The organism is Ruegeria sp. F5 (assembly GCF_056533845.1).
The window spans coordinates 124,092-148,680 of sequence record NZ_JBQFOU010000008.1; the positions used below are offsets into that span (position 1 = coordinate 124,092).

The following is a 24,589-nucleotide window of genomic DNA, read 5'->3' on the forward strand; positions in this document are numbered from 1 at the left end:
TTTCAGTTTTCTGGAATTTTGGCATAATGCTGAAAAAAAACAGCAGGCAGTGAAACATGGATCGTCGAGCATTTGGATTGGGTGCGATGGCTACGCTGAGCCTTTCGGCTTGTGCCTCAGCCAACCCGAGATTTCTTACATATAATGGGCCCGAGGTGACCGCATTGGTGGTCAACAAGGGCGCGCGCAAGCTGTACCTTCTGCACAATGAACAGATTTTGCGCGAATACGAGGTCGATCTGGGCTTTGCACCCGACGGTACCAAGACCAAGAAGGGCGACGGCCGCACGCCCGAGGGAACCTATCTGATCGACCGCCGCAACCCGCGCAGCCGCTATCATCTGTCACTGGGGATTTCCTACCCGAACTCTGCCGACCGGGCGCAGGCCAAGGCGGCGGGGGTCGATCCGGGCGGTGACATTTTTATCCACGGCCAGCCCAATCTGCGATCCGAGTTCAAACGCGCGAAAAAGACCCCGGACTGGACGGCGGGCTGTATCGCGGTGAAGAACGAAGAGATTGAAGAGATTTACGCGATGGTGAACGAAGGTACCGTGATCACCCTGCGCCCCTAGGCGCAGGCCATAGCGGTTTCCACGCGCCAAACCCGAATTGCAGATAATCCTGCTGGTAGGTCTCGGCCGCCAGCGCCTCGAGCTGTTTGTCGTAAATCTGGTCGAGCGTATAGGGCGTTTCCGGCGCGCAGCTTTCCACGGCTGGCGGCGTTGTGTGGCCCAGACTGCGGGCCAGATCGGGCAGGGCTGTCGCGACCTCTTCTTCCCGCAGGATCAGGTCGGGTTGGGCGAAGCCCGACATCCCCTCCAAGACGCGGGACTGGCTGCACCAGGTTCCGTCCACCCGGATTGGGGTCTGGCCGTTCAGGTTGTGGCGCAGAAACCGCAGGAAGGCGGCGAAAGCCTCGCGGTGCTGATCCAGCGAATAATTGTGGTCGCGTATCTGACCGGGGATCGGCAGTTTGAACTTGTTTCGCAGCGTGTTGCGGATGATCTGATAGCTGCCGGGGTCCTTGTTCAGGATCCGCGTGCAAAAGGCGGTATGCGCGCGGGCCAACGGGTGGCGCAGGACCGTGAACTTGCGGTGGCCGGGGTGCGAAGACATCCAGCGCCGTGTCTGTTTGCGATTACGGTCGGTCAGCAGCCCGTCCGGTTCGACCCCATCCAGCTTTGCCATCCAGCCAGTAATCGCATGTTCGATCCCGCTGCGGATGGGCAGATACATCAGCGGTGTTTTGGGGGCGGCGACGTAAAACGCCACCGCATGCCCGCGCCGGGGCTCGAAATCCGGCGCGTGGTGCAGAGAAAACCTGTCCACCTGCGACAGGGCCTGCTCCATCTCGTGCGGGTTGGTGACTTTGTCCTGCGCCGTGCCGGGGTTTTGCGGTTTCAGCGTATCGTCCAGACTATCCAGCCGCGCCGTAACTCCTAGCCAGGCGGCGAGGCCGTTCAGAACGTCCAATTGGCTCAGGTCATCGAAACTCAGGCAAAACGCCACCTGCCCCGAGGTCTGAAGCCGGTGCTGCAGCATCTGCTGATAGCGTTGCTGCTGATCCAGATACTCCGCGAATTCATCGGCCAGAAACGCGACCTTGGCGTCGAGCCGGCGTTTGATGTTTTTCAACTGCCATTGCTTCGTTTCACGCGCGATTTTCAGCGACAGGTAGCTGTCCAGCGGATTGCGGGTCAGGATGATCTTGGCGCAGCGCGGATCGTCCAGCGCCATGTCCAGAACGCGCGGGTCATGGTCGTGGAAATAGCGAAACCCGTTCAGCGCGCCGGGTGCTGTGCGAATGGCCTGGATCAGCCGGGTCGGGTCTTCGTCGCGCTCGTCCAGCGTCACGCCCAGCAGGTCCTGCGATTTTACCTTGCCGATGAAATGCGGGTTGAACGCTTCACCATGGCCGGTCACGCCCTGCAGCGCGTTCAGATTGGCCTCGAGCAGGTTCGAGCCCGTGCGCATGGCGGCCAGTATGATGAAATAGTCAAACTTGGCGGTCATGGGCGGTTATTGCACCAGATAGGGTTTGCGATAGGGTCTGGTCTGGGTGCCGAACACGTCATCCACCGGGAAATCGCCCATCAGTTGCGGGTGCATCCCCTGATTCTTGAGGTTCTGCAGGAATTTCCCAAAGCCCGACAGATCGACCATTTTGGGGGTTTCGATCAGATGAGGGGGGTGCGGCGATCCGATCTCTTCAATGATCGTGTGCAACAGCTCCATCGGGGATTCGATGAATTCCACCAGCGACCAACGCCGCATCCGCGCCTTGGTCCAGACCGAGGTCAGAACCTCGAGCTGTTTGGTTTCAATCTGCTGCAGGCGGGCGGCCTCGGTCCGGATGTCGGCGAAATTCATGTTCGACCGGAACAGCGGGATGGCCCAGGCCCCGGTGATGACCGAGATCTGGGCATTCTTGTCGCGCGCCAGAAACCAGTTGATTTCCTGCGTGTCGGTCGGCCCGAACTGAAAGCACTGCCGCTCGCCCCGCGTGTTCCAGATCAGGTTCGACAAAAACGCCGTCGGGTTGTAATCGCGCAGGGTGGCGCAGTCGCTCAGCGCGCCATAGGTGAGGGTTTCCCCATTGGCGAACTCGGCCCGGCCGGGTCCAAACAGATGCCCGTGCACGCGGGTTCCGGTGGCGGCGGTCAGCCAGGGCTGAAAATCCTCGAACAGTTCGGTGAACCCCTGAAACACCGAATAGGGCGATGAAGTCAGGCCGTTTTCCGACCCGTGGCGGGGAAAGCGGCCCTGCATGTACAGCCCGTCGCGCCCGCGGGTGCGCCGCTCGACCGCCTTGGCGAATACGCGGTCGATCTTGCCGGGGTTGGGCTCGGCCGGTTTCATCGCGCTGGCCTGATCGGTCAGAAAGGCCTGATACAAACGATCGGCCCGCCACCAGATTTTGCGGGCAACGAAGCAATCCGAGCGGCGCAGCAATTGCAGGTGATCGTCATAGAAGATGTGCGGGCGGCCTTCGTGGTCGAACTTGGACAGGGTCAGCGACCGGCTTTCGATATGCGTGGAATAGAGCCGCGCCAGCGTCTGGAAATAACTTTCGTCGGGTATCCAGACGCGGCGGAAATAGCGGTGATACAGTTTGCGCTTGGGGTCCTGCAGGATCGCCGACAGGGTCTGGCGGGTCAGGCACCACCACTGGCTGCCCATATGCGGTACCAGCCCCTCGGGGATCTGACGGCGCATGCCCAGGGCGCGCTGCAGTTTGACATAGGCGTCGAACAATTTGCGCTGCCGGCGCCAGTAAAACGGAAACCGCAGGGTGAAGCGTTCGTGGTCCAACCCGCCGATGGTCCAGCTGACATCCGCCGTCGTTGCGCTTTCGATGAAATCGACGCGGGGGCGGTCGGACAGGTAGTCGATCAGTTCCTGCACCGGACGCAGCGGCAGGCACGCGCCCGAGGACAGAAAGACATGGCGCACGTCCGGAAAGCGTTCAAGCATCATCTCGGACGCGGATTGCGAGGCGGCGACGATGCCCCAGCCACCCCATTCGCAGACATGCCGGTCCGAGAACAGGATCAGCGGATTGTCGGAACAGGCCCTGGCGAAGGTGGAATAGGCGCTATTGGGCACTTTGCGGTCCACATGGATCACCACCGGACAGCCCGAGGCGGTCCAGTGCCGCGCCACCTGCTCGGCCCGGTCCAGCGCGGTGTGCACCAGCATGACGATGCCAAGGCTGTTCATGCCCAGTTTCCTTTCGACATGAGGCCCAGAATCTCCAACTGCCGCCAGTTGATGTATTTTTCGGACCAGTCGCAGTGAAAGACGGGGCTGTCCTGCAATTGCGTGGCATAGGCGTGGTATTCGGCTGAACTGCTGAAATGCTGGCCGCGCTGCAATTCCTCGCGCGCCTTATCGCCCAGCGTGCTGATCAGCTTGGCATGCAGCAGCGCGCCGCTGATCTTTTCGCCGCCCCATTCGTCATAGACCTGATTCAGCCCGCGCGGCAGCAGCGCATGAGTGGAGCTGACATAGACATAGCGCCGGTCCCATTTCACCAAAGGGATCTTGTTCAGCGCCGGCGCTTTCGAGGGGTCGTCGCGAAAGAACACCCGCGCGCGCGGACCGCCCTGAATCCAGAGGTTGCGGTAATCGGGGTTCTTGCTGATCACGTAATTGCCCGCGTCGAACCAGCCTGCGGTGTCGAACGGGTTCTGGCCTTCGCTGTAGGGGTCCGCATCCACCGGGCCTTCGGGATACATATCGATCAGCATGGTGCCGAAACTGCGCACTCCGGTCATGTCCAGCCAGTCGGTCAGCGCGCGAATGGGGCGGGTGTCGCAGAACGGGTAGACAAGGAACTCATCCGGGTCGACGGTCAGAACCCAATGCTTATGCGCATATTTCCGCAGCAGATAGTTGGACCAGTCCAGCCCATAACCTGCCTTTTTGTAGCTGGTCCTGGTCTGCCAGACCGAGACATCCGGCTGCGCTTCCAGAAACGCGGCCGTCCCGTCGTCGCTGTCATTGTCGACGAAGAGGAAGTGATTGATACCCAGCTTGCGATAATAGTCCAGAAAATAGGGCAGGCGGATTTTCTCGTTGCGCACCACGCTCATCAGCAGAACGTCGTCGCGGCGGATGGTGTGCGTGTTATTGCTGACCGGCTTCAGGTGCCGCCGTTTGCGCAGACAACGCACCAGACGGCGCTTGCGCCGCAACCTCATCCGGTATGAATCCAACAGGCTCACGCGACTGCCAAACCTTTACTCCTACGCGAGCATGCCCGGGGCTGGTTCAGGCCAGAGTGGTGCCGGGCAATTGCCGTGTTATGACATTTTTGCATGTTTCGAGGCAATGAGTTTAAAACCCGTTAGTTCCCCCCCGTGGTTTTTGGCCAACGTTTCGGGCCTGTTCAGGCAAATCCGCCGGAATTCATCAGGCCAAGCGCCTGCATCTGTTCCCAGCCGGTGTATTTCATCGAGTGTGAAGTCCACATGTCGGGCTGGTTAAGAACATCGTCGTAATAGCCTGCGAACTGGTCCGGGTCGTGGAAATGCTGTCGCCGCTGTTTCTCGATCCATGATTTTTCGACGATTTCGGGCAGGAACTTGGTGTGCAGCAAAACGCCCGAAGGGGACTGACCTTCTGGCCCGTCATAGCCCGCATTCAAGTGCCGGGGCAGAATGGAATGGCTGGAAATGACATAAGCATACCGGCGCGACCAGCGGATCAGGGGAATTTTGTTCAGCGTCGGTGATTTACGCGGGGTATCGGCAAAGAACACCCGCTCACGCGCGCCGCCCTGCAGCCACAGATTGCCCATCGGGCTTTGCCGTTGCGCGCGGTAGGGGCCGGGGTCGAACCAATTGACCACCTCGGTCGGGTCGGTTTCAGGATCATAGGTCTGGGTGCCCAGCGGGCCCTTGGGATAAAGGTCCAGCATCAAAGCGCCGAACGTGTTCCGGCCTGTGCCCTCCAGCCAGGCGGTCAGGTCCTGCAGGGGTCGGACCTCGTGATGGGTATAGATCAACAGCTCATCGGCATCGACCATCAGGGTCCAGTGATCGTGGCCGTAACGCATTTGCAACCAGGTCAGCCACAGCATTCCGTAGCGCGCGGCGCGATAGCTGGCATGGGTCTGCCAGACCGAGACATCCGGTTGCTGCAACAGATACTCGGTGCTGCCATCGTCGCTGCCATTGTCCACGATCAGAAAGTGGTTCACCCCAAGGCGGCGGTAGTGGTCGAGGAACCACGGCAACCGGGTGATTTCATTGCGCAGGGTGGTAAAGGCCAGGATGTCGCCGGGGGTGATCCGGTTGGTGCGGTCGCTCAGGCTGTTCAACTGATGGCGGCTGCGGAAGGATTGCCACAACAGCCTGCGCCGCTTCCACCGCAACCGATAGCGCTGCGCCCAGCTAATCCGGGGCAGTGTCTGGGCCGCGCTGGTCAACGGCCCCTCACTTGTCGTAGTGGCCGTTCTGGTGCCAGCGCCAGGCATCGCCGATCATCGTCTCTAACGTTGATCTTTTGGGCGTCCAGCCCAGTTCAGCCTCGGCCCGGACCGAGCCCGAAACCAGCTTGGTGCAATCGCCCGCCCGGCGGGGTCCGACGGAATAGGGCACGGGGCGATTGGTAACGTTGCGCGATTGCTCGATCACTTCCAGCACCGAAAAGCCCGAGCCGGTGCCAAGGTTGAACACCCGGCTGCCCCTGTCCTGTTCCAGCCAGTTCAGCCCCAGCACATGGGCATCGACCAGATCGCAGACATGGACATAGTCGCGAATACAAGTGCCGTCCGGGGTGTCGTAATCGGTGCCGAACACGGTCAGCCCGTCGCGCTTGCCGTCGATCGCGTCCAGCATCAGCGGCACCAGATGGGTTTCGGGGCGGTGGAATTCTCCGACCTCGCCATCGGGGTCGGCGCCTGCGACGTTGAAATACCGGAAAATCACGCTGCGCAGGCCGTGCGAGGCTTCGAAATCGCGCAGGATATCCTCGATGGCGCGTTTTGAGGCGCCATAGGCGTTCAGCGGATGTTGCGCGGCGGATTCGTCCAACACGACATTGTCCTGATCGCCATAGGTGGCGCAGGTCGAAGAGAACACGAAATCCAGACAACCCGCCGCCACCGCGGCCTCGATCAGGTTCAGAGAGCCGGTGACATTATTCGACCAGTAGCGCCCCGGTTCGCGCATCGCTTCGCCCACCTGGCTGAGGGCGGCGAAATGCATGACGGCGGCGGGCTGGTATTGCGCGAAGACCTCGTCCAGACGCACCCGGTCCAGCAGGTCGCCCTGGGCAAAGGGTCCGAATTTTACCGCGTCCTGCCAGCCTGTGACCAGATTGTCGAAGGTGACCGGCGTATATCCGGCGCGGGCCAGCGCCTTGCAGGCATGCGACCCGACATAGCCCGCACCGCCGGTAACAAGAATGTTCGTCATGGGTTTTCCACTGTCCAAAATCCGGGCGTGTTTAGGGGGTTTCGGCGCTGGGCGCCACGGGGAAAACGGGTCAATCCAACCCCATCGCGGCCATCATCCCTTCGATCTTCGGCACGTCCTCCGGATTGTTCAACTCCCAGAACTGGCGGCCTTTGGCGTCGACCTCGACACACAGAACGGTGCGGCCGTTTTCCATGAAGCGCAGTTGCTCCAGCCCTTCCAGCTGTTCCAGCGGGCCGGTGGACCATGTGGGATAGGCGGCAAGCGCGTCGGGCCGGTAGGCATAGACACCGACATGGTGGAACACCGGGGTCAGTTCGTCATCCGCATAGGTCTGCGCGGTGTAGGGCACGACCTCTTTCGAGAAATACATCGCGCTGTGGTCGGCGGCGAACACGGCGGTCGTGCCGCCGACGCGCCCATGTTTGCGGTCGTTCAGCAACCCGTTCAGAGCCGCGCCATCGCAACGCAGCACTGGGGTCGCAACGCCTGCCTCGGGCGCGGCGCGCAGGCCGGTGATCAGATCCTCGACAAACCAATGCGGGGTCAGGGGGGCGTCGCCCTGAAGATTGACCACGATATCGTAGCCTCCGCCCAGAACATCCAGCGTCTCGGCACAGCGCTCGGTGCCGTTGACGCAGGTGTCCGAGGTCATCACAACCTCGGCGCCAAACCCCTCGGAAACCTCACGGATGCGGTCGTCGTCGGTGGCGACCACCACCTTATCGACGCCTGAGACCGATTTGGCTGCCCGCCACGACCGTTCGATCAGCGTCATTGCGGTGCCATTCGCCCCGGTCAGCGGCACCAGCGGTTTGCCCGGATACCGGGATGAGGCATAGCGGGCGGGGATCGCGATCAGAACGGACATCAGGCCTCCTTCAGCTCAACACCTGGAGCGTAGGCGATGAAGAACGGGTTTGCATAGGCATCCTTGCCATAGGTCAGCGGGCTATGGTCGTCGAACCGCACCACATTGCCGCCGGCACCTGCCAGCACGGCGTGGCCTGCGGCGGTGTCCCACTCCATCGTCCGGCCCACGCGGGGATAGAGATCCGCCTCACCCGTGGCGACCAGACAGAATTTCAGGGATGAGCCGGCGCTTTTGCTGTCAGCCACCTGATATTTGTTGATGTAATCTTCGGTCGCCTGATCCCGGTGCGACTTGGACGCAACGATCAAAAGCGCCGAATTGTCCGGATTAGACACTGATATTGGCGTCACATCGCCTGCTTGCGCCTTGTCCAGCACGCCGGTTTCCTCGACCGACTGCCCATCGGCCCGGGTGTAGAACATGCGCCCTTTGGCCGGGGCGTAAACCACGCCGCGGGTCGGCACCCCGTTTTCCACCAGCGCGATGTTGACGGTGAAATCGCCACGCCGGTTGATGAATTCCTTGGTGCCGTCCAGCGGATCGACGATCAGGAACGTGTCGCCTTTTTCCGAATGCGATTCCGCCTGTTCCTCGGTCACCAACAGGATATCGGGAAATGCCGCACGCAACCCGGCCGCGATCAGCGCATCGGCGGCTTCGTCCGCTTCGGTCACGGGGCTGGCGTCGGATTTGACTTTGACGTCGAAATCATCTGCTTCGTAGATTTCCATGATCTTGTCGCCTGCTTCCAGGGCCAGACGCCGGATAACGGGGATAAGCGCGTCGTAGGTCACAAAAAAGCTCCGTTCCTGTGGTTTGTTGATCCAAAATCCTGACGGACTTATGATGTGCCGGTTACGGAACGGCAAGACAATGATGCCAGATTGAGGGCGGCAAAGCAGGAAAGACCCATCGAGTGTTCTATTTCGACCGCAACAAAACGCTGCTGGGCGGCGCGTTCACCACGGCGGAACTGGTGTTTCACGGCGTGGTGCGCGATGTGCGTGCCAAGCATTCGAACGCGGTGGTCGCGATCGTGATGAACATTCTGCAGATCGTCATGATGGCGATGGTGTTCTATCTGATCATGTCCTTCATGGGGACGCGCGTGGCGAAAATCCGGGGCGAGTTCATCCTGTATCTTCTGTCCGGCGTTTTCCTGTTCATGACCCATATTCAGGGCGTCAGCGCGCTGACCAAGCTGGGCGGGAAAAACAATCCGATGATGCTGCATTCGCCGATGAATGCGATGGTCATGATCCTGTCTGCCGCGTTCGGCACACTGTATAAGCAGTTGATGTCCATTCTGGTGATCCTGTTCATCTACAGCGTCAGCGTTGCCCCGTTGGAGATTCAGGACCCCGGCGGGGCCTTTGCGATGCTGATCCTGGCCTGGTTTACCGGCTGCGCGGTGGGTCTGGTGTTCATGGCGATGAAACCGTGGTTTCCGACAACCGCAGGCATGCTCAGCAATATCTACCGCCGTATGAACATGGTGTTTTCCGGCAAGATGTTTGTCGCCAACGCGCTGGGCGGCGGGCTTCTGATGATGTTTGCCTGGAACCCGCTGTTCCACATAATCGACCAGTGCCGCGGCTTTGTGTTCCGCAATTATTTCCCGCGCAACACCAGTTGGGAATATGCGCTGTGGGTCGGGATTGCCCTGCTGATGATCGGGCTGCTGGCCGAGTTCTACACCCGCCAGCATATCTCGAATAGCTGGAACGCCCGGCGCTAATTCGCCACCCGCATGGTCAGGTTGATCCGCCCGCCTTTTGGCAACAGCTTCGATGACCCGAACCGGATGCGGTCCACCCCGTGATAGGCCAGCCGCGCCGGTCCGCCCATGATCACCACATCGCCCGAGTTCAGCCACAGGGATTCGGTCTTGCCCCCCCGCGTCAGATTGCCGATTCGAAACAGCGCATCATCGCCCAATGAGACGGACAGGACCGGCCAGGAAAAATCCGCCTCATCCTTGTCCTGATGCAGACCCATTCGCGCGCCCTCGCCATAATAGTTGATCAGGCAGCAATCCGGCGCGCGTTCGGAACTGACAAGGTCGCGCCAGATATCAAGGATCGGGTCGGGAATGCCCGGCCAGTGTCCGCCCTTGGGATGTTCGGCCTGATACCGGTATCCCGCCCTGTCGGAGACCCAGCCCAACGCCCCGGCCGAGGTCATGCGCACCGACATTTCCTTGCCCGAGGGCGTCATCGGGCGGAACAGGGGTGCCGCTTTCAGAATCGGGCGCAGCAGGTCGATCAGCCGCGTCTGGGCGGCGCTATCCAGATAGCCCTTTCTGATATCGAAATCCCGCAAAAGCAGCCGCGTCATTCCAGAAACCCCATTCCTTTCCAAATCCTTGCCAAAAAAGGCCTCAGATTCCCGAAAACCTGCGTTTTACGGTGCTTGCAGGCCCTTGGTCTGGCCCTTATATACGCCGGGACGCGCGATGGTGTAGTGCCGTCGCGCACATCAGATCGGGGACAGGATGCCATAACGGGTCCGGCCCTCGGGACATCGCCTTGAAGAGAAAGGGATTGCAAAAATGGGAAAAGTCATCGGGATTGACCTCGGGACCACCAACTCGTGTGTGGCCATCATGGACGGCTCGCAGCCGAAGGTCATCGAAAATGCCGAAGGGGCGCGGACCACGCCCTCGATCGTCGCCTTCACCGAAGATGAGCGACTGGTCGGTCAGCCTGCAAAACGTCAGGCGGTCACCAACCCCGACAACACGATCTTTGGCGTCAAGCGTCTGATCGGTCGTCGCGTGGATGATGCAGAAGTCGAAAAAGACAAGAAAATGGTGCCCTATGCCATCGTCGATGGCGGCAATGGCGACGCATGGGTCGAAGCCCGTGGTGAGAAATACTCGCCCAGCCAGATCTCGGCCTTCACGCTGGGCAAGATGAAGGAAACCGCCGAAAGCTATCTGGGTGAGGATGTCACGCAGGCGGTCATCACCGTTCCGGCCTATTTCAACGACGCCCAGCGTCAGGCCACCAAAGACGCCGGTAAAATCGCCGGTCTGGAAGTGCTGCGGATCATCAACGAACCGACAGCCGCCGCGCTGGCCTATGGTCTGGACAAGGAAGACACCCAAACCATCGCGGTCTATGACCTGGGTGGCGGTACCTTCGACGTGACCATCCTGGAAATCGATGATGGTCTGTTCGAAGTCAAATCGACCAACGGCGACACCTTCCTGGGTGGTGAAGACTTTGACATGCGCATCGTCAACTACCTGGCGGACGAGTTCAAAAAGGAACACGGCGTCGATCTGTCGGCTGACAAGATGGCGCTGCAGCGTCTGAAAGAAGCCGCCGAGAAAGCCAAGATCGAGCTCAGCTCGACCTCGCAGACCGAGATCAACCAGCCGTTCATCTCGATGGGCTCGAACGGCCAGCCGCTGCACATGGTCATGAAGCTGACCCGTGCCAAGCTGGAATCTCTGGTTGGCGACCTGATCAAGAAGTCGATGAAGCCCTGTCAGGCGGCCCTGAAAGACGCGGGCCTGTCGGCTGGCGACGTGGATGAGGTTGTTCTGGTCGGTGGTATGACCCGGATGCCGAAAGTGATCGAAGAGGTCACCAAATTCTTCGGCAAAGAGCCCCACAAGGGTGTGAACCCGGACGAAGTGGTTGCCATGGGCGCCGCCATTCAGGCCGGTGTTCTGCAGGGCGATGTCAAAGACGTAGTTCTGCTGGACGTAACCCCGCTGTCGTTGGGGATCGAGACGCTGGGTGGCGTGTTCACCCGCCTGATCGACCGCAACACGACCATTCCGACCAAGAAGTCTCAGGTCTTCTCGACCGCCGAGGACAACCAGAACGCCGTTACCATCCGCGTGTTCCAGGGCGAACGTGAAATGGCCACGGACAACAAGATCCTGGGTCAGTTCAACCTCGAAGACATCCCGCCGGCACCGCGCGGCATGCCGCAGATCGAGGTGACGTTTGATATCGACGCCAACGGCATTGTCTCAGTTTCGGCCAAGGACAAGGGCACCGGCAAGGAACAGAAGATCACCATCCAAGCCTCGGGCGGTCTGTCCGACGAGGACATCGAAAAGATGGTCAAGGACGCCGAAGAGAACGCGGAAGCCGACAAGGAACGCCGCGAACTGGTCGACGCCAAGAACCAGGCGGAAAGCCTGATCCATTCGACCGAAAAGTCGATGGAAGAGCATTCCGACAAGGTCGACCCGACCACCATCGAGGCGATCGAACTGGCCATTGCCGCGCTGAAGGACGAGCTGGAAACCGAAAATGCCGACAAGATCAAGTCGGGCATCCAGAACGTCACCGAAGCCGCCATGAAGCTGGGCGAGGCGATCTACAAGGCGCAAGCCGAAGAGGGTGAAGATGAGCCTGCGGCGGCAGATGCCGCGCCGGGCGATGATGACATTGTCGACGCCGAGTTCGAAGATCTGGACGACGACAAGCGTAACTAACCGGTAACCGGGCCAAGTCGGGCCGGTCCGCATCCCGGGCCGGCCCGATTACGTTGAGGCAGAAGGAAATACTGATGTCAAAACGCGACTACTATGATGTGCTCGGCGTAGCCAAGGGCGCATCAGCGGATGAGATCAAGAAGGGTTTTCGCAAGAAAGCCAAGGAATTGCATCCCGACCGCAACAAGGACAACCCGGATGCCGAGGCGCAGTTCAAAGAGGCCAACGAGGCTTATGACGTGCTGCGCGATGCCGACAAAAAGGCGGCTTATGACCGCTTTGGCCACGCCGCATTCGAAAACGGCATGGGTGGCGGTGGCCGTCCCGGTGGCGGCTTTGGTCAGGGAGACTTCTCCAGCGCCTTTTCGGACGTGTTCGACGATTTGTTCGGCGATTTCATGGGCGGCCAGCAACGCGGTGGCGGTGGACGTCGCGCCGCCCGCGGGTCTGACCTGCGCTACAACCTGCGCGTGACGCTGGAAGAAGCGTTTTCGGGCCTGCAGAAAACCATCAACGTTCCTGCCGCCGTGGCCTGTTCGGCCTGTGACGGCTCGGGCGCCGAAGGCGGCGTTGAACCGACAACCTGCCCGACCTGTTCCGGCATGGGCAAGGTGCGTGCGCAGCAGGGCTTCTTCACCGTTGAACGGACCTGCCCGACCTGTTCCGGTCTGGGTCAGATCATCAAGAACCCCTGCAAATCCTGCAACGGCGCAGGCCGCGTTGAAAAAGAGCGCGCCCTTTCCGTCAACATCCCCGCCGGTGTCGAAACCGGAACCCGCATCCGTCTGGCGGGCGAGGGTGAGGCCGGGATGCGTGGAGGCCCTCCGGGCGATCTCTATATCTTTGTCGAGGTCTCGGACCACAAACTGTTCGAACGCGACAGCGTGAATCTCTACTGCCGGGTTCCGGTCAGCATGGCCAAGGCAGCACTTGGCGGTTCCATCGAAGTGCCCACCATCGACGGTGGCCGTGGCCGGGTACAGATTCCCGCAGGCAGCCAATCGGGCCGCCAGATGCGCCTGCGCGGCAAGGGCATGCCCGCCCTGCGCGGCGGCGGCGTTGGTGACATGTTCATCGAACTCGCCGTGGAAACGCCGGTCAACCTGACTGCCCGTCAGAAAGAATTGTTGCGCGAATTTGACGATCTGGGCGAAGACAACCATCCGGAATCAAAAAGCTTCTTCTCGTCGGTCAAATCCTTCTGGGACGGTATGAAAGGCTGACCCGGTGCAATTGGGGGCTCTGCCCCCGCCGCCCTTCGGGCGACTCCCCCGGGATATTTATAGCCAGATGAAGCAGGGGATCCGTTCTTCATCTGGCCACAAATATCCCGGAGCGCGAGGCAGAGCCTCGCACAACATCTATCTGCGAAACGTCGTTTTGGCCTTACCAACGCGCCGCAATTGGCCTTAAACCGGGCCAATTGACCCTTGATTTTCAAAGCGTCTCCTGAGATGTTCCGCGCCAACCGTTGGGGTGCCCGCTTGCGCGGGCTGAGAGGTGCTGTGGCATCAACCCATCGAACCTGATCCGGGCAATACCGGCGGAGGGAACGGTCTTACGATACGCAGACGTTTTCCACGCCACCGTTGCCCAAAACCGAGTTGGAGCAACGATATGGCACCTATCGCCTTAACAATCGCGGGATCGGACAGCGGCGGCGGCGCCGGAATTCAGGCTGATCTCAAGGCCATGTCCGCGCTGGGTGTCTATGGGGCCAGCGTGATCACCGCGGTGACGGCGCAGAACACCAGGGCCGTGACGGCGGTGCATGGCATTCCGCTGGATGTGATTGCGGCCCAGATCGACGCGGTTCTGACCGATCTGGATGTCGGCGCGATCAAGATCGGCATGCTTGCCACGCCCGAAATCATCCGAACCGTCGCCGAGGGCATTGCCGGTTTCAAAGGTCCTGTTGTTCTGGACCCGGTGATGATCGCCAAATCGGGCGATGCTCTGCTGGCCGCAGAGGCGGTGGCGACCCTGCGCGATGTCCTTTTGCCCCGCGCCACGGTGCTGACCCCGAACCTGCCCGAAGCGGCTTGTTTGTTGGGTCGGTCGGATGCCGCCAGCCCAAAGGAGATGATCGAGCAGGGTCTCGATCTATGCGAACTGGGCGCACAGGCCGTGTTGATGAAGGGCGGGCACGGCACGGGCGAGGTCTGCCACGATCTGCTGGTTGACGCCTCGGGCTTTGTGGCCGAGTTTACAGCGCAGCGCCAGTGCACCCGAAACACCCATGGCACCGGCTGCACGCTGTCTTCCTCCATCGCGGCCGGTCTGGCCAAGGGGCTGTCTTTGACCGATGCCGTGGATCAGGCGCACGTGTACCTTCAGGAAGCCATCGCGCAGGCCGACGCTCTGAAGATCGGTCAGGGCCATGGACCGGTGCATCATTTCCACCGGGTCTGGGCGGCGTGACGGTCTGGTCCGTCATAGGGGCCGGCGTGGCTGGTCTGGCGGTTGCGTCCGAGCTTGTCGCGCGCGGGGCGAAGGTTCAGGTGTTCGACCCCGGGGGGCCTCCGGGCCCGCATGGATGTTCTTGGTGGGCCGGGGGCATGCTGGCGCCGTGGTGCGAGTATGAAAACGCCGAGGAACCAGTGCTGCGGCTGGGGCAGCAGGCGATCGACTGGTGGGCAGACCGAACCCGGGTTCACCGGCGGGGAACACTGGTGGTCGCCAATACCCGTGACCTGCCTGATCTACGCCGGTTTGCCCGTCGCACGGAGGGTTATTCTGAGGTCAATCGCGATGAAATCGCTTGTTTAGAACCTGATTTGCACGGGTTCGGCAAAGGTCTCCACTTTCGGTCCGAGGCGCATATCGATCCGCGTCAGGCCTTGCGGGATGTCCACCGCCAGCTTGACAAGGCGGGTGTTGCGTTCCACCGCGCGCTCGCCCCGGCGCAGCTGGACAACGTCATCGACTGCCGGGGCCTGCACGCGCGGGAATACCTGCATGACCTGCGCGGCGTGAAGGGTGAGATGCTGGTGATCCGCTGCCCGGATGTAACGCTGACGCGCCCGGTGCGCCTGCTGCACCCGCGCATGCCGCTTTACATCGTGCCGCGCGGCGACGGTATCTACATGCTGGGCGCGACGATGATCGAATCCGAGGACAGCAGCCGGATCACCGCGCGCTCGATGCTGGAACTGCTCAGTGCCGCTTACGCGCTGAACCCGGCCTTTGGCGAGGCCGAGGTGCTGGAAATCGGCGTCGATCTGCGCCCGGCCTTCCCGGACAACCTGCCCCGCATCCGGCGGCTGGGGCGGGTCATTTATGCCAACGGGCTCTACCGCCACGGCTATCTGCTGGCCCCGGCGCTGGCGCAGGGCGTGGCCGATCTGGCGCTGGAAAACAAACATTCGGAGATGGTCGATGAAGATCGTGCTTAACGGCGCACCGCGCGAGGTGCGGGCCGAAACTTTGGCAGACCTGCTGGCGGAATGCGGGTTCTCGGGCCGTGTCGCGACGGCGGTGAACGAAGATTTCGTGCCCTCCAGCCTGCGCGTCGCCCACAAATTGGCCGATGGCGACCGCGTTGAAGTCGTGGCACCGATGCAGGGGGGCTGAGGATGAAGGAGTTTTATGGTACCGAACTGCCCAACCCGCTGATGCTGGGCACCGCGCAATACCCCAGCCCGGCGATACTGGAGCAGGCGTTTCGCGACAGCGGGGCAGCGGTCGCCACCGTGTCCCTGCGCCGCGAATCCGGTGCGGGGCAGACATTCTGGCAGATGATCCGCGATCTGGGTGTTCTGGTTCTGCCAAACACCGCCGGGTGCCATACCGTCAAAGAGGCCGTGACAACTGCCCATATGGCGCGCGAGGTGTTCGATACCAGCTGGATCAAGTTGGAATTGATCGGCCACACCGACAGCCTGCAGCCGGATGTGTTCCAGCTGGTCGAGGCTGCGCGCATCCTGACCGAAGACGGGTTTCACGTGTTCCCCTATACCACCGACGACCTGATCGTCGGCGAACGTCTGCTCGCCGCCGGGTGTGAGGTGCTGATGCCCTGGGGCGCGCCCATCGGATCGGGGCGCGGGCTGAACAACGAATACGCCTTGCGGGCCATGCGGGCGGAATTTCCCGATGTGCCGCTGGTGATCGATGCAGGTATCGGCCTGCCCAGCCACGCGGCCCATGCGATGGAACTGGGCTATGATGCCGTGCTGCTGAACACCGCCGTGGCACGGGCCGGCGATCCGGCCAAGATGGCCCGCGCCATGATGCGCGCGATTGAGGCCGGGCAACTGGCCCATCAGGCCGACCCGATCGAGGCGCGCGACATGGCCGAACCCTCAACCCCCGTGATCGGAAAGGCCTTTCTGTCATGACGCTCGACCGGTTTTACCCGATCTTCGACCACTCCGATTGGTTGCGCCGGATGCTGCCGCTGGGCGTGAAGCTGGTGCAGTTGCGCGTAAAGGACCAGCCCGAGGATGTGGTACGCGACCAGATCGCCGTGTCGCGCGACCTGTGCCGGGACCATGGCGCGGTGCTGGTGGTGAACGACTATTGGCAGCAGGCGATTGATCTGGGCTGCGACTGGATTCATCTGGGGCAGGAGGATCTGGACGACGCCGATCTGACGGCCATCCGAAAAGCGGGTCTGAAACTGGGTGTTTCGACCCATGACGATGATGAGCTTGAGCGGGTGCTGGCCATGGACCCGGATTATGTCGCGCTGGGGCCTGTCTATCCCACCATCCTGAAAAAGATGAAATGGCATCAGCAGGGCCTGCCCCGCGTCACCGAATGGAAGGCGCGGGTGGGCGAGATCCCTCTGGTCGGGATCGGCGGAATGAGCGTGGAACGCGCGCCGGGTGTGTTGCAGGCCGGGGCGGATATCGTCTCGGTCGTCACGGATATCACCCTGAACACCGACCCCGAAGCGCGCGTGCGCCAATGGATCGGGGTCACCAGATGAGCCGCTATATGCGCCAAACCCTGCTGCCCGAGGTCGGGGCGGATGGCCAGGCGCGTTTGGCCTCGGCCCGCGTTCTGGTGGTGGGGGCAGGTGGTCTGGCGGCTCCGGTTCTGCCCTTGCTGGCCGGGGCCGGAGTGGGGCGGATCACGATTGTGGATGGCGATACGGTCGCGCTGTCGAACCTGCACCGGCAGACCTTGTTCACCGAGGCGGATTGCGGCCAGCCCAAGGCCGAGATTGCCGGGGATCGCTGTCGTGCCTTGAACGGTCAGATCGAAATCACCGCTCGAAAACAGGCTCTGACAAGTGAAAATGCGCCTAATCTGGTGGCGCAGGCGGATGTGGTTCTGGACTGCGCCGACAGCTATGCGGCCAGCTATATCCTTTCGGACACCTGTCTGGCGCAGGGCAAGCCGTTGATCAGCGCCTCGGTTCTGGGTCTGTCGGGTTATGTGGGCGGTTTCTGTGGCGGAGCACCCTCGCTGCGCGCCCTGTTCCCAAATGCGCCGGACAGCGGCGCCAGTTGCGCCACTGCGGGCGTTCTGGGTCCGGTCGTAGGCATGATCGGGGCAATGCAGGCGCAGATGGCGATGAACCTGATTTTGGGCATCGACCCGTCGCCGCTGGGTCAGATGGTGCAATATGATGGCCGGACCCTGCGCAGCAGCGGGTTTCGCTTTGACGACGCGCCCGAGCCCAGCAGTTGTTTCCGCTTTCTTTCGGTCGGGCAACTAACGGCGGATGACCAGATTGTCGAACTGCGCGGCCCGGACGAAGCGCCCGTTCCGGCGCACCCCGGCGCAGCGCGTGTCTCACCCGACAAACTGCGCGAAATAGACCCAAACAAAGGCAAAAGGCTGGCGCTGTGCTGCGCCACCGGCCTGCGCGCATGGCGCGCGGCCGAGCAAATCAAACCGGATTGGCCGGGCGAGATCGTCCTCGTCGCGGCCTCAACCTCGTGAACAGAAGGAAACGCGAGACATGAAAAAACTGATCGCTGCAATCGCCCTGCTGGCCGCCGCGCCCGCCTGGGCCGAGGACAAGATGACCGTCCTGCTGGACTGGTTCATCAACCCCGACCACGGTCCCATCATCGTGGCGCAGGAAAACGGTTATTTCGCCGAGCAGGGGCTTGAGGTCGAGATCGTTCCGCCCGCCGACCCGTCCGCCCCGCCGCGTCTGGTGGCGGCAGGTCAGGCCGATCTGGCCGTGTCCTACCAGCCGCAGTTGCACCTGCAAATCCACGAGGGCCTGCCCCTGAAACGCGTCGGCACGCTGGTCGCGACGCCGCTGAACTGCCTGCTGGTGCTGAAAGACGGCCCGATCAAATCGCCCGCCGATCTAAAGGGTAAGAAGATCGGCTTTTCCGTCGCTGGAGTGGAAGAGGCGGTGCTCAGCACCGTTCTGGGCAAGTACGGCGTCAAGCTGGATGAGGTCGAGCTGATCAACGTCAATTTCTCGCTGTCGCCCTCGCTGATGACGGGTCAGGTGGATGCGGTGATCGGCGCGTATCGGAACTTTGAGCTGAACCAGATGGACATCGAAGGCGTCCCCGGCACCTGTTTCTATATCGAGGAAGAAGGCGTGCCGCCCTATGACGAACTGATCTATGTCGCCAACCCCGAGACCATGGATACCGACAAGGTGGCCCGTTTCCTGGCCGCGACTGAAAAGGCGACGCAGTATATCGTCAACAACCCGGAAAAAAGCTGGGAAATCTTCTCGGGCACCTCGCCCGAATTGCAGGATGAGCTGAACGCCCGCGCCTGGGTCGATACGCTGCCGCGGTTTGCGCTGCGCCCGGCGGGGCTCGAGGCCGGTCGCTATGCGCGGTTCGAGGCATTTCTGAAAGACAGCGGCATGATCGACAGCATCAACCCGGTCAGCGATATCGCCATCGATGTGACCGCGCAATGAGCGGGTATGGCACAGCCTTCACCCTGATGCGGGATGCCGCACAGGGCCCGTGGCGGGAGTACACCCGCCACGGTTTTGTCGAGGGGCTAAAGGACGGAACACTGCCGCGGGAATCGTTCCTGCATTATCTGCGGCAGGACTACGTGTTCCTGACCCATTTCTCGCGGGCCTGGGCATTGGCCGTGGTCAAGGCGCAGACCCATGAGGAAATGCAGGTCGCCGCCGCCACGGTGAACGGGCTGATGCAGGAAGAAATGATGTTGCATGTCGGCGTCTGCGAGGCCGAGGGCATTTCCCGCGACGAGCTGATGGCGACGCCGGAACGGCCCGAGAACCTGGCCTATACCCGCTTCGTGCTCGAGGCCGGGTATTCGGGTGACTACCTGACCCTGCTGGCGGCGCTGTTGCCCTGTGTCATCGGCTATGCCGAGATCGGCGCGCGTTTGGCGCAAGAGGCCAGTTCCGAGACCTACCGCCCGTGGATCGACACCTATGCGGGTGATCAGTACCAAAGCTACTGCCATGACATCGGCGCGCTGATGGACAGCGCCCTGATCCGCAGGCTGGGTCCGGACTATACCGCGTTGCCGATCTGGTCGGATCTCTGCAAGACCTTCGAGATGGCAACGAAGCTTGAGGTCAATTTCTGGCAGATGGGCCTGACCCCATGACGCCTGCGCCCGATCTGACCATCAGCGGCACGGCCACAATCGACGGCGCGACCCTGTTCGCACCGTTGACCCTGACCCTTGGGGCCGGGCAGTGGACCTGTCTGCTGGGCGGATCGGGCGTTGGCAAGACCACCGTTTTGCGGCTGATTGCAGGGCTTGAAACCGGGGCCGATTTCAGCGGTCAGATCACCGCCAGCGACGGCCAACCGGTGCCGGATCGGGTGGCTTATATGGCGCAGGACGATCTGCTGCTGCCCTGGGCGACGGTGGCGCGGAATGTCTCGCTGGGCGCGCGGCTGCGGGGTGAAACGGTCGATCTGAACCGCCGGGACCGGCTGATCGAACGGATGCGGTTGCAGGATCACCTGACCAAGAAGCCCGCCGAATTGTCGGGCGGTCAGCGTCAGCGCGTGGCCCTTGCCCGCACGCTGATGGAGGATCGCCCCATCGTGCTGCTGGACGAGCCGTTCTCGGCCCTCGACGCGCGCACCCGCGCCGACATGCAGGATCTGGCGGCCGAGGCGCTGCAGGGCCGCACCGTTCTGCTGGTAACCCATGATCCGGGCGAGGCCGCGCGGTTGGGTCAATCCATCGTGGTGATGACGCAGCAGGGTCTGACGCCGTGCGATCCGCCACGGGCCCCGGCGCCGCGCCATGTCGACGATCTGGAAACGCTGGAAACCCAAGGCGCGCTGCTGAAGCTGCTGAGGGAAGCGGCATGAAGTTCGTTTCGGCCCTTGCAGCAACGGTTTTTGCGCTGGCGGTCTGGCAGGCGATTGTCAGCCTGACCGGCTTGCCGAAATTCATCCTGCCGGGCCCCGCGCTGGTGGCCGAGACCTGGTGGCAAAACCGCTGGCTGATTGCGGAACACACATGGATCACGGCGGTCGAGGTGGTCATCGGTCTGGCCGTCGGCACCGTGCTGGGCGTGGTGACGGCGCTGCAACTGGCCAATTCCCGCGCCGCGCGGGTGCTGGTGCAACCGATGCTGGTCTTTACGCAGGCTCTGCCGGTCTTTGCGCTGGCCCCGCTGCTGACGTTGTGGCTGGGCTATGGGCTGTGGTCCAAAGTGGCGATGGCGGTGCTGATCATTTATTTCCCGATCACCTCGTCCTTTTTCGACGGGCTGATGCGCACCCCGACCGGTTATCTGGATCTTGCCCGCACGATGCAGGCCAGCAAGCGGACGGTGTTGTGGCATATCCGCATTCCGACGGCCTTGCCCTCGTTGGCCTCGGGGATGCGGCTGGCCGCCGTCTACGCGCCGATCGGGGCGGTGATTGGCGAATGGGTGGGTTCGTCGCAAGGGTTGGGCTATCTGATGCTGCTGGCCAATGGCCGCGCCAAGACCGATCTGATGTTTGCGGCGATGCTGACGCTGGGCGTGTTCTCGATTGTGCTGCACATGATTATCCGCCGCGCCACCGCGCGCATGGCGGGTGAGGCGCGTTAACCATTCGGAAACCGAATCCGGGGCAGGGTGGGCGCATGACACAGGACGCCTTTGCCGAAGCCCCGATGCTGTTTGAAACGGACGAAGCGCCCGCGCAGCCGCTGCCGACGGGTCGGTTACCCTCGTACATCAAAGACCATCGCAAGCGGCTGCGCGAACGGTTCATGGCGGGCGGCTCGGCGGCGATGCCGGATTACGAGTTGCTGGAGCTGGTCCTGTTCCGATCCATTCCCCGGCAGGACGTGAAACCCCTGGCACGGGCGCTGATGGATACGTTCGGCGATTTCAACCGGGTGCTGACCGCGCCCGTGGACCGGCTGCGGCAGATCAAGGGGGTGGGCGATACGGTGATCACCGACCTGAAAATCCTCGAGGCGTGCGCCCATCGCATGGCCCGCGCGCGGGTGATGCAGCGGCACGTGATCTCGGGTTGGGACGCGCTGGTGGATTACTGTCACACGACGATGGCCCATCGCGAGACCGAGCAGTTCCGCGTGTTCTTTCTGGACCGCAAGAACGTCCTGATCGCGGATGAGGAGCAGGCCAAGGGTACGGTAGATCACGTCCCGGTCTATCCGCGCGAAGTGGCGAAGCGGGCGCTGGAACTGAACGCCTCGGCCCTGATACTGGTGCATAATCACCCGTCGGGCGATCCGACGCCGTCGCAATCGGATATCGATATGACCAACCGGATTCAGGATGCGTGTTCGGCGCTGGGCCTGACCTTGCATGATCATCTGATCATCGGCAAATCGACCGAGCTGAGTTTTCGGTCGCAGGGGTATTTGTAGGGGCGTTGCCCCTCTGCAACCCCATCGTATTTGGAACTAGGCGAAGGGGGTTATTGCACCCAAACCTCGACGCGGCGGTTGACCTTGCGGCCCCATTCGGTGTCGTCGCAGGCCATTGGCATGGCTTCGCCAAAGCCCTCGACCGCGATTTCGATACTGTCGGGGATGTCGGTTTCAACCGCGGCCAGCACGGCGTTGCGCACGGTCTGCGCCCGGCGCAGGGCAATTCTGGAATTGGCTGATGCCGCGCCGTCGCCATCGCTGAAACCGGCAAAGACCAGCTTGCGCGCGTCGATCGCCCCGGATTCGAGCGCCTGCGCCAATTGCTGGATGTTCGAGCGCGATTGCGCATCCGGGCGCGACGAGCCTGTTTCAAAACGGAACGACAGCGACAGGCGGGACATGGGCCGCAGCGTTTCGATCATCCGCTGCAGTTCCTCCAGCCCGACCTCGGCGCCGCCATTGACGATGGCATTGGACAGACGGTCACCTTGCAGACCGATCCGCATCACCTCGGGCGACTGGTCCACATAACCTGCCTGACGGATCGCCATCTGCGCATCCGCGCTTTGGCTATAGGCCAGGAATTGCCGCCCGATCCGGGGTAGCCTGCGGGCGGGCAGGTACAGAAACATCGGCGCGGTCAGCGGGTAATCCTCGGTCTTGATCGACTGACGCGTCGCGGCCAGAGCATGGCCGCAGCCGCCGGTCAGAGGCAACATCCGCGCCGCATCGGCTGAGGCCTGAGAGGCGATGCCGATGGCAAACGGGTCTTTGGCAACCGCGCGGACCAGATCGCTGCTTCGGGTGTGGCGGATCACATCGTCGGTCAGAGACACGCCCGCAGGGTCCAGAAGCTGATCGGTGACGGCCTGCGCCAGCCCGGACCCCTGATCCGGCATGTGCAGCGTTATCGGCGCAGCGGGTCCGCCCAGCCCGGACCAGTCGGTGATCTGGCCCGACAGAACCAGCGCCAGATCCGATGGCGATATCTGCCGCAGGATGTTGTCGGGTGCCACCACCGGCACCATCGCATCCAGCGCCACAACCCGGGACCGGCGCGCCTGTGTCAGATCGCCCAGCCCCGCCGCCGCCGCGGCATCACGCTCGGCCTCGCGAATCTCGCGCAGGGCCATCACGATGTCCGTGACGTTCGCCGTCAGGTCGGCAAAGCCCTGATCCGTGGTGCCGACGCGAAAGAACAGCCGCGCCAGGGGGGCGGGCCGCTCGGGCTGATGCAATTCGTACATGAATGTGTCGGGGCTGACGCGTTCGGGCGTGGCGGTCAGCCCCTCGTGCCGGGCGAAGCCCACGATCAGGGCGGGCAGGACGGTTTCGGCCATGACGGATGAGCCGGAAAACCGCAGCTCGGCCACGAAATCGGTCAGGTTGGGGCAGGCGGGGCCGTCGCAGGTGACGCCCGAGCCGTCTACGGTCAACTCTCCGAACTGGGTATCGACGCGGTAGAACTCTCCGTCAAAACTCAGAAAGGTGCCGGTGACCTCGACCTTGCCGTCATGCGAGGTCAGCGTGATGTCCTGCGCCACGGCCCCAAAGGTCAGCGCAAGCCAGAACACTGCAGCCATCGCAGCACGAAGAATTGTCATGAGAGTGTTGAGCCTGCCTGCGGTTTACTTTGCCGCGATTGTCAGGTCTTGGAACAGATTATTCAACACCAGAAACTCACCGGCCTGCGAACAGTCGGGCAGGGCCAGTGTCAGGTCGCGGGACCGCAGGCGGCGGTCGGCGCGCAATTCCAGCGACTGCACGTTCAGGTCGCGCCCGCAATTGGCTTCGGTCACTTCCGCTTCGACCGTCAGAGCGATCAAGCCGGACTGGTCGGACTGGCCTGCGGGGAAGGAATAGACCTCGATATTCTTGGCGTCGCCAAAACCCGCATGGCCCAGATGCACCACCGTGCCGGCGCCATCGGCCTTTTCATCCGCCCAGACATGGCCTTTGGCGCCGTAGCTGGCGCCAAATTCCAGCGCGTGGATCTGCAGGCTTGTATCGCCCTGCCATTGCAGCGCCACGCGGTCATATTGGGCGATATCGGTGACATGTGTGGTGGCGACGGTTCCGGTTTGATCCGCGAAGGACACCAAAAAGATCGCGTATTCCGACAGCGCCGGGATGGTCAGGGACAGCGCGCCCCTGTCATCCGTCATCTGCGTGACGGTCAGGCCGCTGTGATGAATCTCGACCCGTTCATTGCCGTGGCAGGGCGCTTTGATCGCAAGGCGCGCGGCGGCACCGGGTAGCGCGGTCGCCCGGGCGCTGAGCGCGCAATTGCCGCGTTTGCGCTGCGCGCCGGGGGTGATCTGAATACTGCGGGTTTTGGGGGCAACACTGGCCGGGGTGGCCGTTGGGGACGGGGAAGAGGTCAGCGCGAAACTGTCCAGCCCCGCCAGGACCGAGGCCTGTTGGGCGGAGGCGACAGAAATACCCTCCTGCGCAGCATCAGGTTGCGCGGCGGTTCCATTCTGCATTATGTAACCGATGGCCAGGGCACAGGCGACTGTGCCGCACATGGTCACATAGTTTCGGACTACAAACAAAACACCC

The 24,589-nt window shown here is 62.1% G+C and carries 25 protein-coding genes and 1 riboswitch; of the genes, 15 read left to right on the plus strand and 10 right to left on the minus strand.

Translation table 11 applies throughout. The annotated features are described in order from the left end of the window. The first annotated feature begins 56 nt into the window (after positions 1–56). Positions 57–575, plus strand: a complete 519-nt coding sequence (locus tag ACR0K1_RS14065; RefSeq protein WP_480611890.1) for a L,D-transpeptidase family protein — start codon at positions 57–59, stop codon at positions 573–575. On the opposite strand, the gene ACR0K1_RS14070 is transcribed toward ACR0K1_RS14065, so the two are convergent. The 7 genes from ACR0K1_RS14070 to cysQ form a co-directional block, all read right to left on the minus strand. Next, positions 559–2,016, minus strand: coding sequence for a nodulation protein NodH (locus ACR0K1_RS14070; protein ID WP_480851101.1), 1,458 nt, complete (start codon positions 2,014–2,016; stop codon positions 559–561). The two genes, ACR0K1_RS14065 and ACR0K1_RS14070, sit on opposite strands and share 17 nt — an antisense overlap. A gap of 6 nt (positions 2,017–2,022) precedes the next feature. Beyond that, entirely contained in the window at positions 2,023–3,723 is a 1,701-nt protein-coding gene (locus ACR0K1_RS14075; RefSeq protein ID WP_480851102.1) for a DUF5927 domain-containing protein, read from the minus strand. Beyond that, entirely contained in the window at positions 3,720–4,706 is a 987-nt protein-coding gene (locus ACR0K1_RS14080) for a glycosyltransferase family 2 protein (RefSeq protein WP_480851103.1), read from the minus strand. The genes ACR0K1_RS14075 and ACR0K1_RS14080 overlap by 4 nt, the downstream gene beginning before the upstream one ends. Positions 4,707–4,894: 188 nt before the next feature. Next, on the minus strand, positions 4,895–5,983 hold the full coding sequence (locus ACR0K1_RS14085) for a glycosyltransferase family 2 protein (protein WP_480851104.1): 1,089 nt from the start codon (positions 5,981–5,983) through the stop codon (positions 4,895–4,897). Next, complete coding sequence (gene galE, locus ACR0K1_RS14090) at positions 5,943–6,926, minus strand: UDP-glucose 4-epimerase GalE (RefSeq protein ID WP_480611895.1); 984 nt, start codon at positions 6,924–6,926, stop codon at positions 5,943–5,945. The genes ACR0K1_RS14085 and galE overlap by 41 nt, the downstream gene beginning before the upstream one ends. Positions 6,927–6,996: 70 nt before the next feature. Next, positions 6,997–7,797: a 3-deoxy-manno-octulosonate cytidylyltransferase gene (locus tag ACR0K1_RS14095; protein ID WP_480611896.1), complete on the minus strand. Its 801-nt coding sequence runs from the start codon at positions 7,795–7,797 to the stop codon at positions 6,997–6,999. Beyond that, on the minus strand, positions 7,797–8,594 hold the full coding sequence (gene cysQ / locus ACR0K1_RS14100; protein ID WP_480611897.1) for a 3'(2'),5'-bisphosphate nucleotidase CysQ: 798 nt from the start codon (positions 8,592–8,594) through the stop codon (positions 7,797–7,799). Before cysQ ends, ACR0K1_RS14095 begins: the two co-directional genes overlap by 1 nt. Positions 8,595–8,716: 122 nt before the next feature. On the opposite strand from cysQ, the gene ACR0K1_RS14105 reads away from it, so the two are divergent. Further along, on the plus strand, positions 8,717–9,538 hold the full coding sequence (locus tag ACR0K1_RS14105; protein WP_480611898.1) for an ABC transporter permease: 822 nt from the start codon (positions 8,717–8,719) through the stop codon (positions 9,536–9,538). Here the strand turns inward: ACR0K1_RS14105 and ACR0K1_RS14110 are convergent. Then, entirely contained in the window at positions 9,535–10,137 is a 603-nt protein-coding gene (locus ACR0K1_RS14110) for an alpha-ketoglutarate-dependent dioxygenase AlkB family protein (RefSeq protein ID WP_480611899.1), read from the minus strand. The genes ACR0K1_RS14105 and ACR0K1_RS14110 overlap by 4 nt on opposite strands. A 214-nt stretch (positions 10,138–10,351) precedes the next feature. On the opposite strand from ACR0K1_RS14110, the gene dnaK reads away from it, so the two are divergent. From dnaK to radC, 13 genes are all read left to right on the plus strand, one after another. Further along, entirely contained in the window at positions 10,352–12,259 is a 1,908-nt protein-coding gene (gene dnaK, locus ACR0K1_RS14115; protein ID WP_480611900.1) for a molecular chaperone DnaK, read from the plus strand. A 74-nt stretch (positions 12,260–12,333) separates the two neighbouring features. Further along, positions 12,334–13,482, plus strand: a complete 1,149-nt coding sequence (dnaJ, locus tag ACR0K1_RS14120) for a molecular chaperone DnaJ (RefSeq protein WP_480851105.1) — start codon at positions 12,334–12,336, stop codon at positions 13,480–13,482. Between the two features lie 239 nt (positions 13,483–13,721). Then, positions 13,722–13,828: riboswitch (TPP riboswitch) on the plus strand. 48 nt (positions 13,829–13,876) lie between these two features. Continuing rightward, positions 13,877–14,680: a bifunctional hydroxymethylpyrimidine kinase/phosphomethylpyrimidine kinase gene (gene thiD, locus ACR0K1_RS14125; RefSeq protein ID WP_480851106.1), complete on the plus strand. Its 804-nt coding sequence runs from the start codon at positions 13,877–13,879 to the stop codon at positions 14,678–14,680. Further along, the gene (locus ACR0K1_RS14130) at positions 14,677–15,654 is read left to right on the plus strand and encodes an FAD-dependent oxidoreductase (protein WP_480851107.1); all 978 of its coding nucleotides are present in this window, start codon (positions 14,677–14,679) and stop codon (positions 15,652–15,654) included. The genes thiD and ACR0K1_RS14130 overlap by 4 nt, the downstream gene beginning before the upstream one ends. Beyond that, entirely contained in the window at positions 15,638–15,832 is a 195-nt protein-coding gene (thiS, locus tag ACR0K1_RS14135; RefSeq protein ID WP_480611904.1) for a sulfur carrier protein ThiS, read from the plus strand. Before ACR0K1_RS14130 ends, thiS begins: the two co-directional genes overlap by 17 nt. Positions 15,833–15,834: 2 nt before the next feature. Next, a complete protein-coding gene (locus tag ACR0K1_RS14140; RefSeq protein ID WP_480611905.1) occupies positions 15,835–16,599 on the plus strand; it encodes a thiazole synthase in 765 nt (254 codons plus the stop codon). Further along, positions 16,596–17,192 carry a thiamine phosphate synthase gene (locus ACR0K1_RS14145; protein ID WP_480611906.1) on the plus strand — a complete coding sequence of 199 codons (597 nt, stop codon included), beginning with the start codon at positions 16,596–16,598 and terminating at the stop codon, positions 17,190–17,192. The genes ACR0K1_RS14140 and ACR0K1_RS14145 overlap by 4 nt, the downstream gene beginning before the upstream one ends. Continuing rightward, entirely contained in the window at positions 17,189–18,154 is a 966-nt protein-coding gene (locus tag ACR0K1_RS14150; protein WP_480611907.1) for a HesA/MoeB/ThiF family protein, read from the plus strand. The genes ACR0K1_RS14145 and ACR0K1_RS14150 overlap by 4 nt, the downstream gene beginning before the upstream one ends. Before the next feature lie 19 nt (positions 18,155–18,173). After that, positions 18,174–19,109 (plus strand): ABC transporter substrate-binding protein, encoded by a 936-nt coding sequence (locus tag ACR0K1_RS14155; protein WP_480611908.1) that lies wholly within the window; start codon positions 18,174–18,176, stop codon positions 19,107–19,109. Next, positions 19,106–19,780 (plus strand): thiaminase II, encoded by a 675-nt coding sequence (tenA, locus tag ACR0K1_RS14160; protein ID WP_480851108.1) that lies wholly within the window; start codon positions 19,106–19,108, stop codon positions 19,778–19,780. The genes ACR0K1_RS14155 and tenA overlap by 4 nt, the downstream gene beginning before the upstream one ends. After that, positions 19,777–20,502, plus strand: a complete 726-nt coding sequence (locus ACR0K1_RS14165; protein ID WP_480611910.1) for an ABC transporter ATP-binding protein — start codon at positions 19,777–19,779, stop codon at positions 20,500–20,502. The genes tenA and ACR0K1_RS14165 overlap by 4 nt, the downstream gene beginning before the upstream one ends. Then, a complete protein-coding gene (locus ACR0K1_RS14170; RefSeq protein WP_480851109.1) occupies positions 20,499–21,233 on the plus strand; it encodes an ABC transporter permease in 735 nt (244 codons plus the stop codon). Before ACR0K1_RS14165 ends, ACR0K1_RS14170 begins: the two co-directional genes overlap by 4 nt. A gap of 35 nt (positions 21,234–21,268) precedes the next feature. Beyond that, positions 21,269–22,024 carry a RadC family protein gene (radC, locus tag ACR0K1_RS14175; RefSeq protein WP_480851110.1) on the plus strand — a complete coding sequence of 252 codons (756 nt, stop codon included), beginning with the start codon at positions 21,269–21,271 and terminating at the stop codon, positions 22,022–22,024. A gap of 50 nt (positions 22,025–22,074) precedes the next feature. Here radC and ACR0K1_RS14180 read toward each other — a convergent pair whose 3' ends face one another. Together ACR0K1_RS14180 and ACR0K1_RS14185 are read right to left on the minus strand one after the other, a co-directional pair. Further along, positions 22,075–23,631, minus strand: a complete 1,557-nt coding sequence (locus ACR0K1_RS14180) for a phosphate ABC transporter substrate-binding/OmpA family protein (RefSeq protein WP_480851111.1) — start codon at positions 23,629–23,631, stop codon at positions 22,075–22,077. Between the two features lie 24 nt (positions 23,632–23,655). Next, positions 23,656–24,582, minus strand: coding sequence for a hypothetical protein (locus ACR0K1_RS14185; RefSeq protein ID WP_480611914.1), 927 nt, complete (start codon positions 24,580–24,582; stop codon positions 23,656–23,658). Between the last annotated feature and the right edge of the window lie 7 nt (positions 24,583–24,589).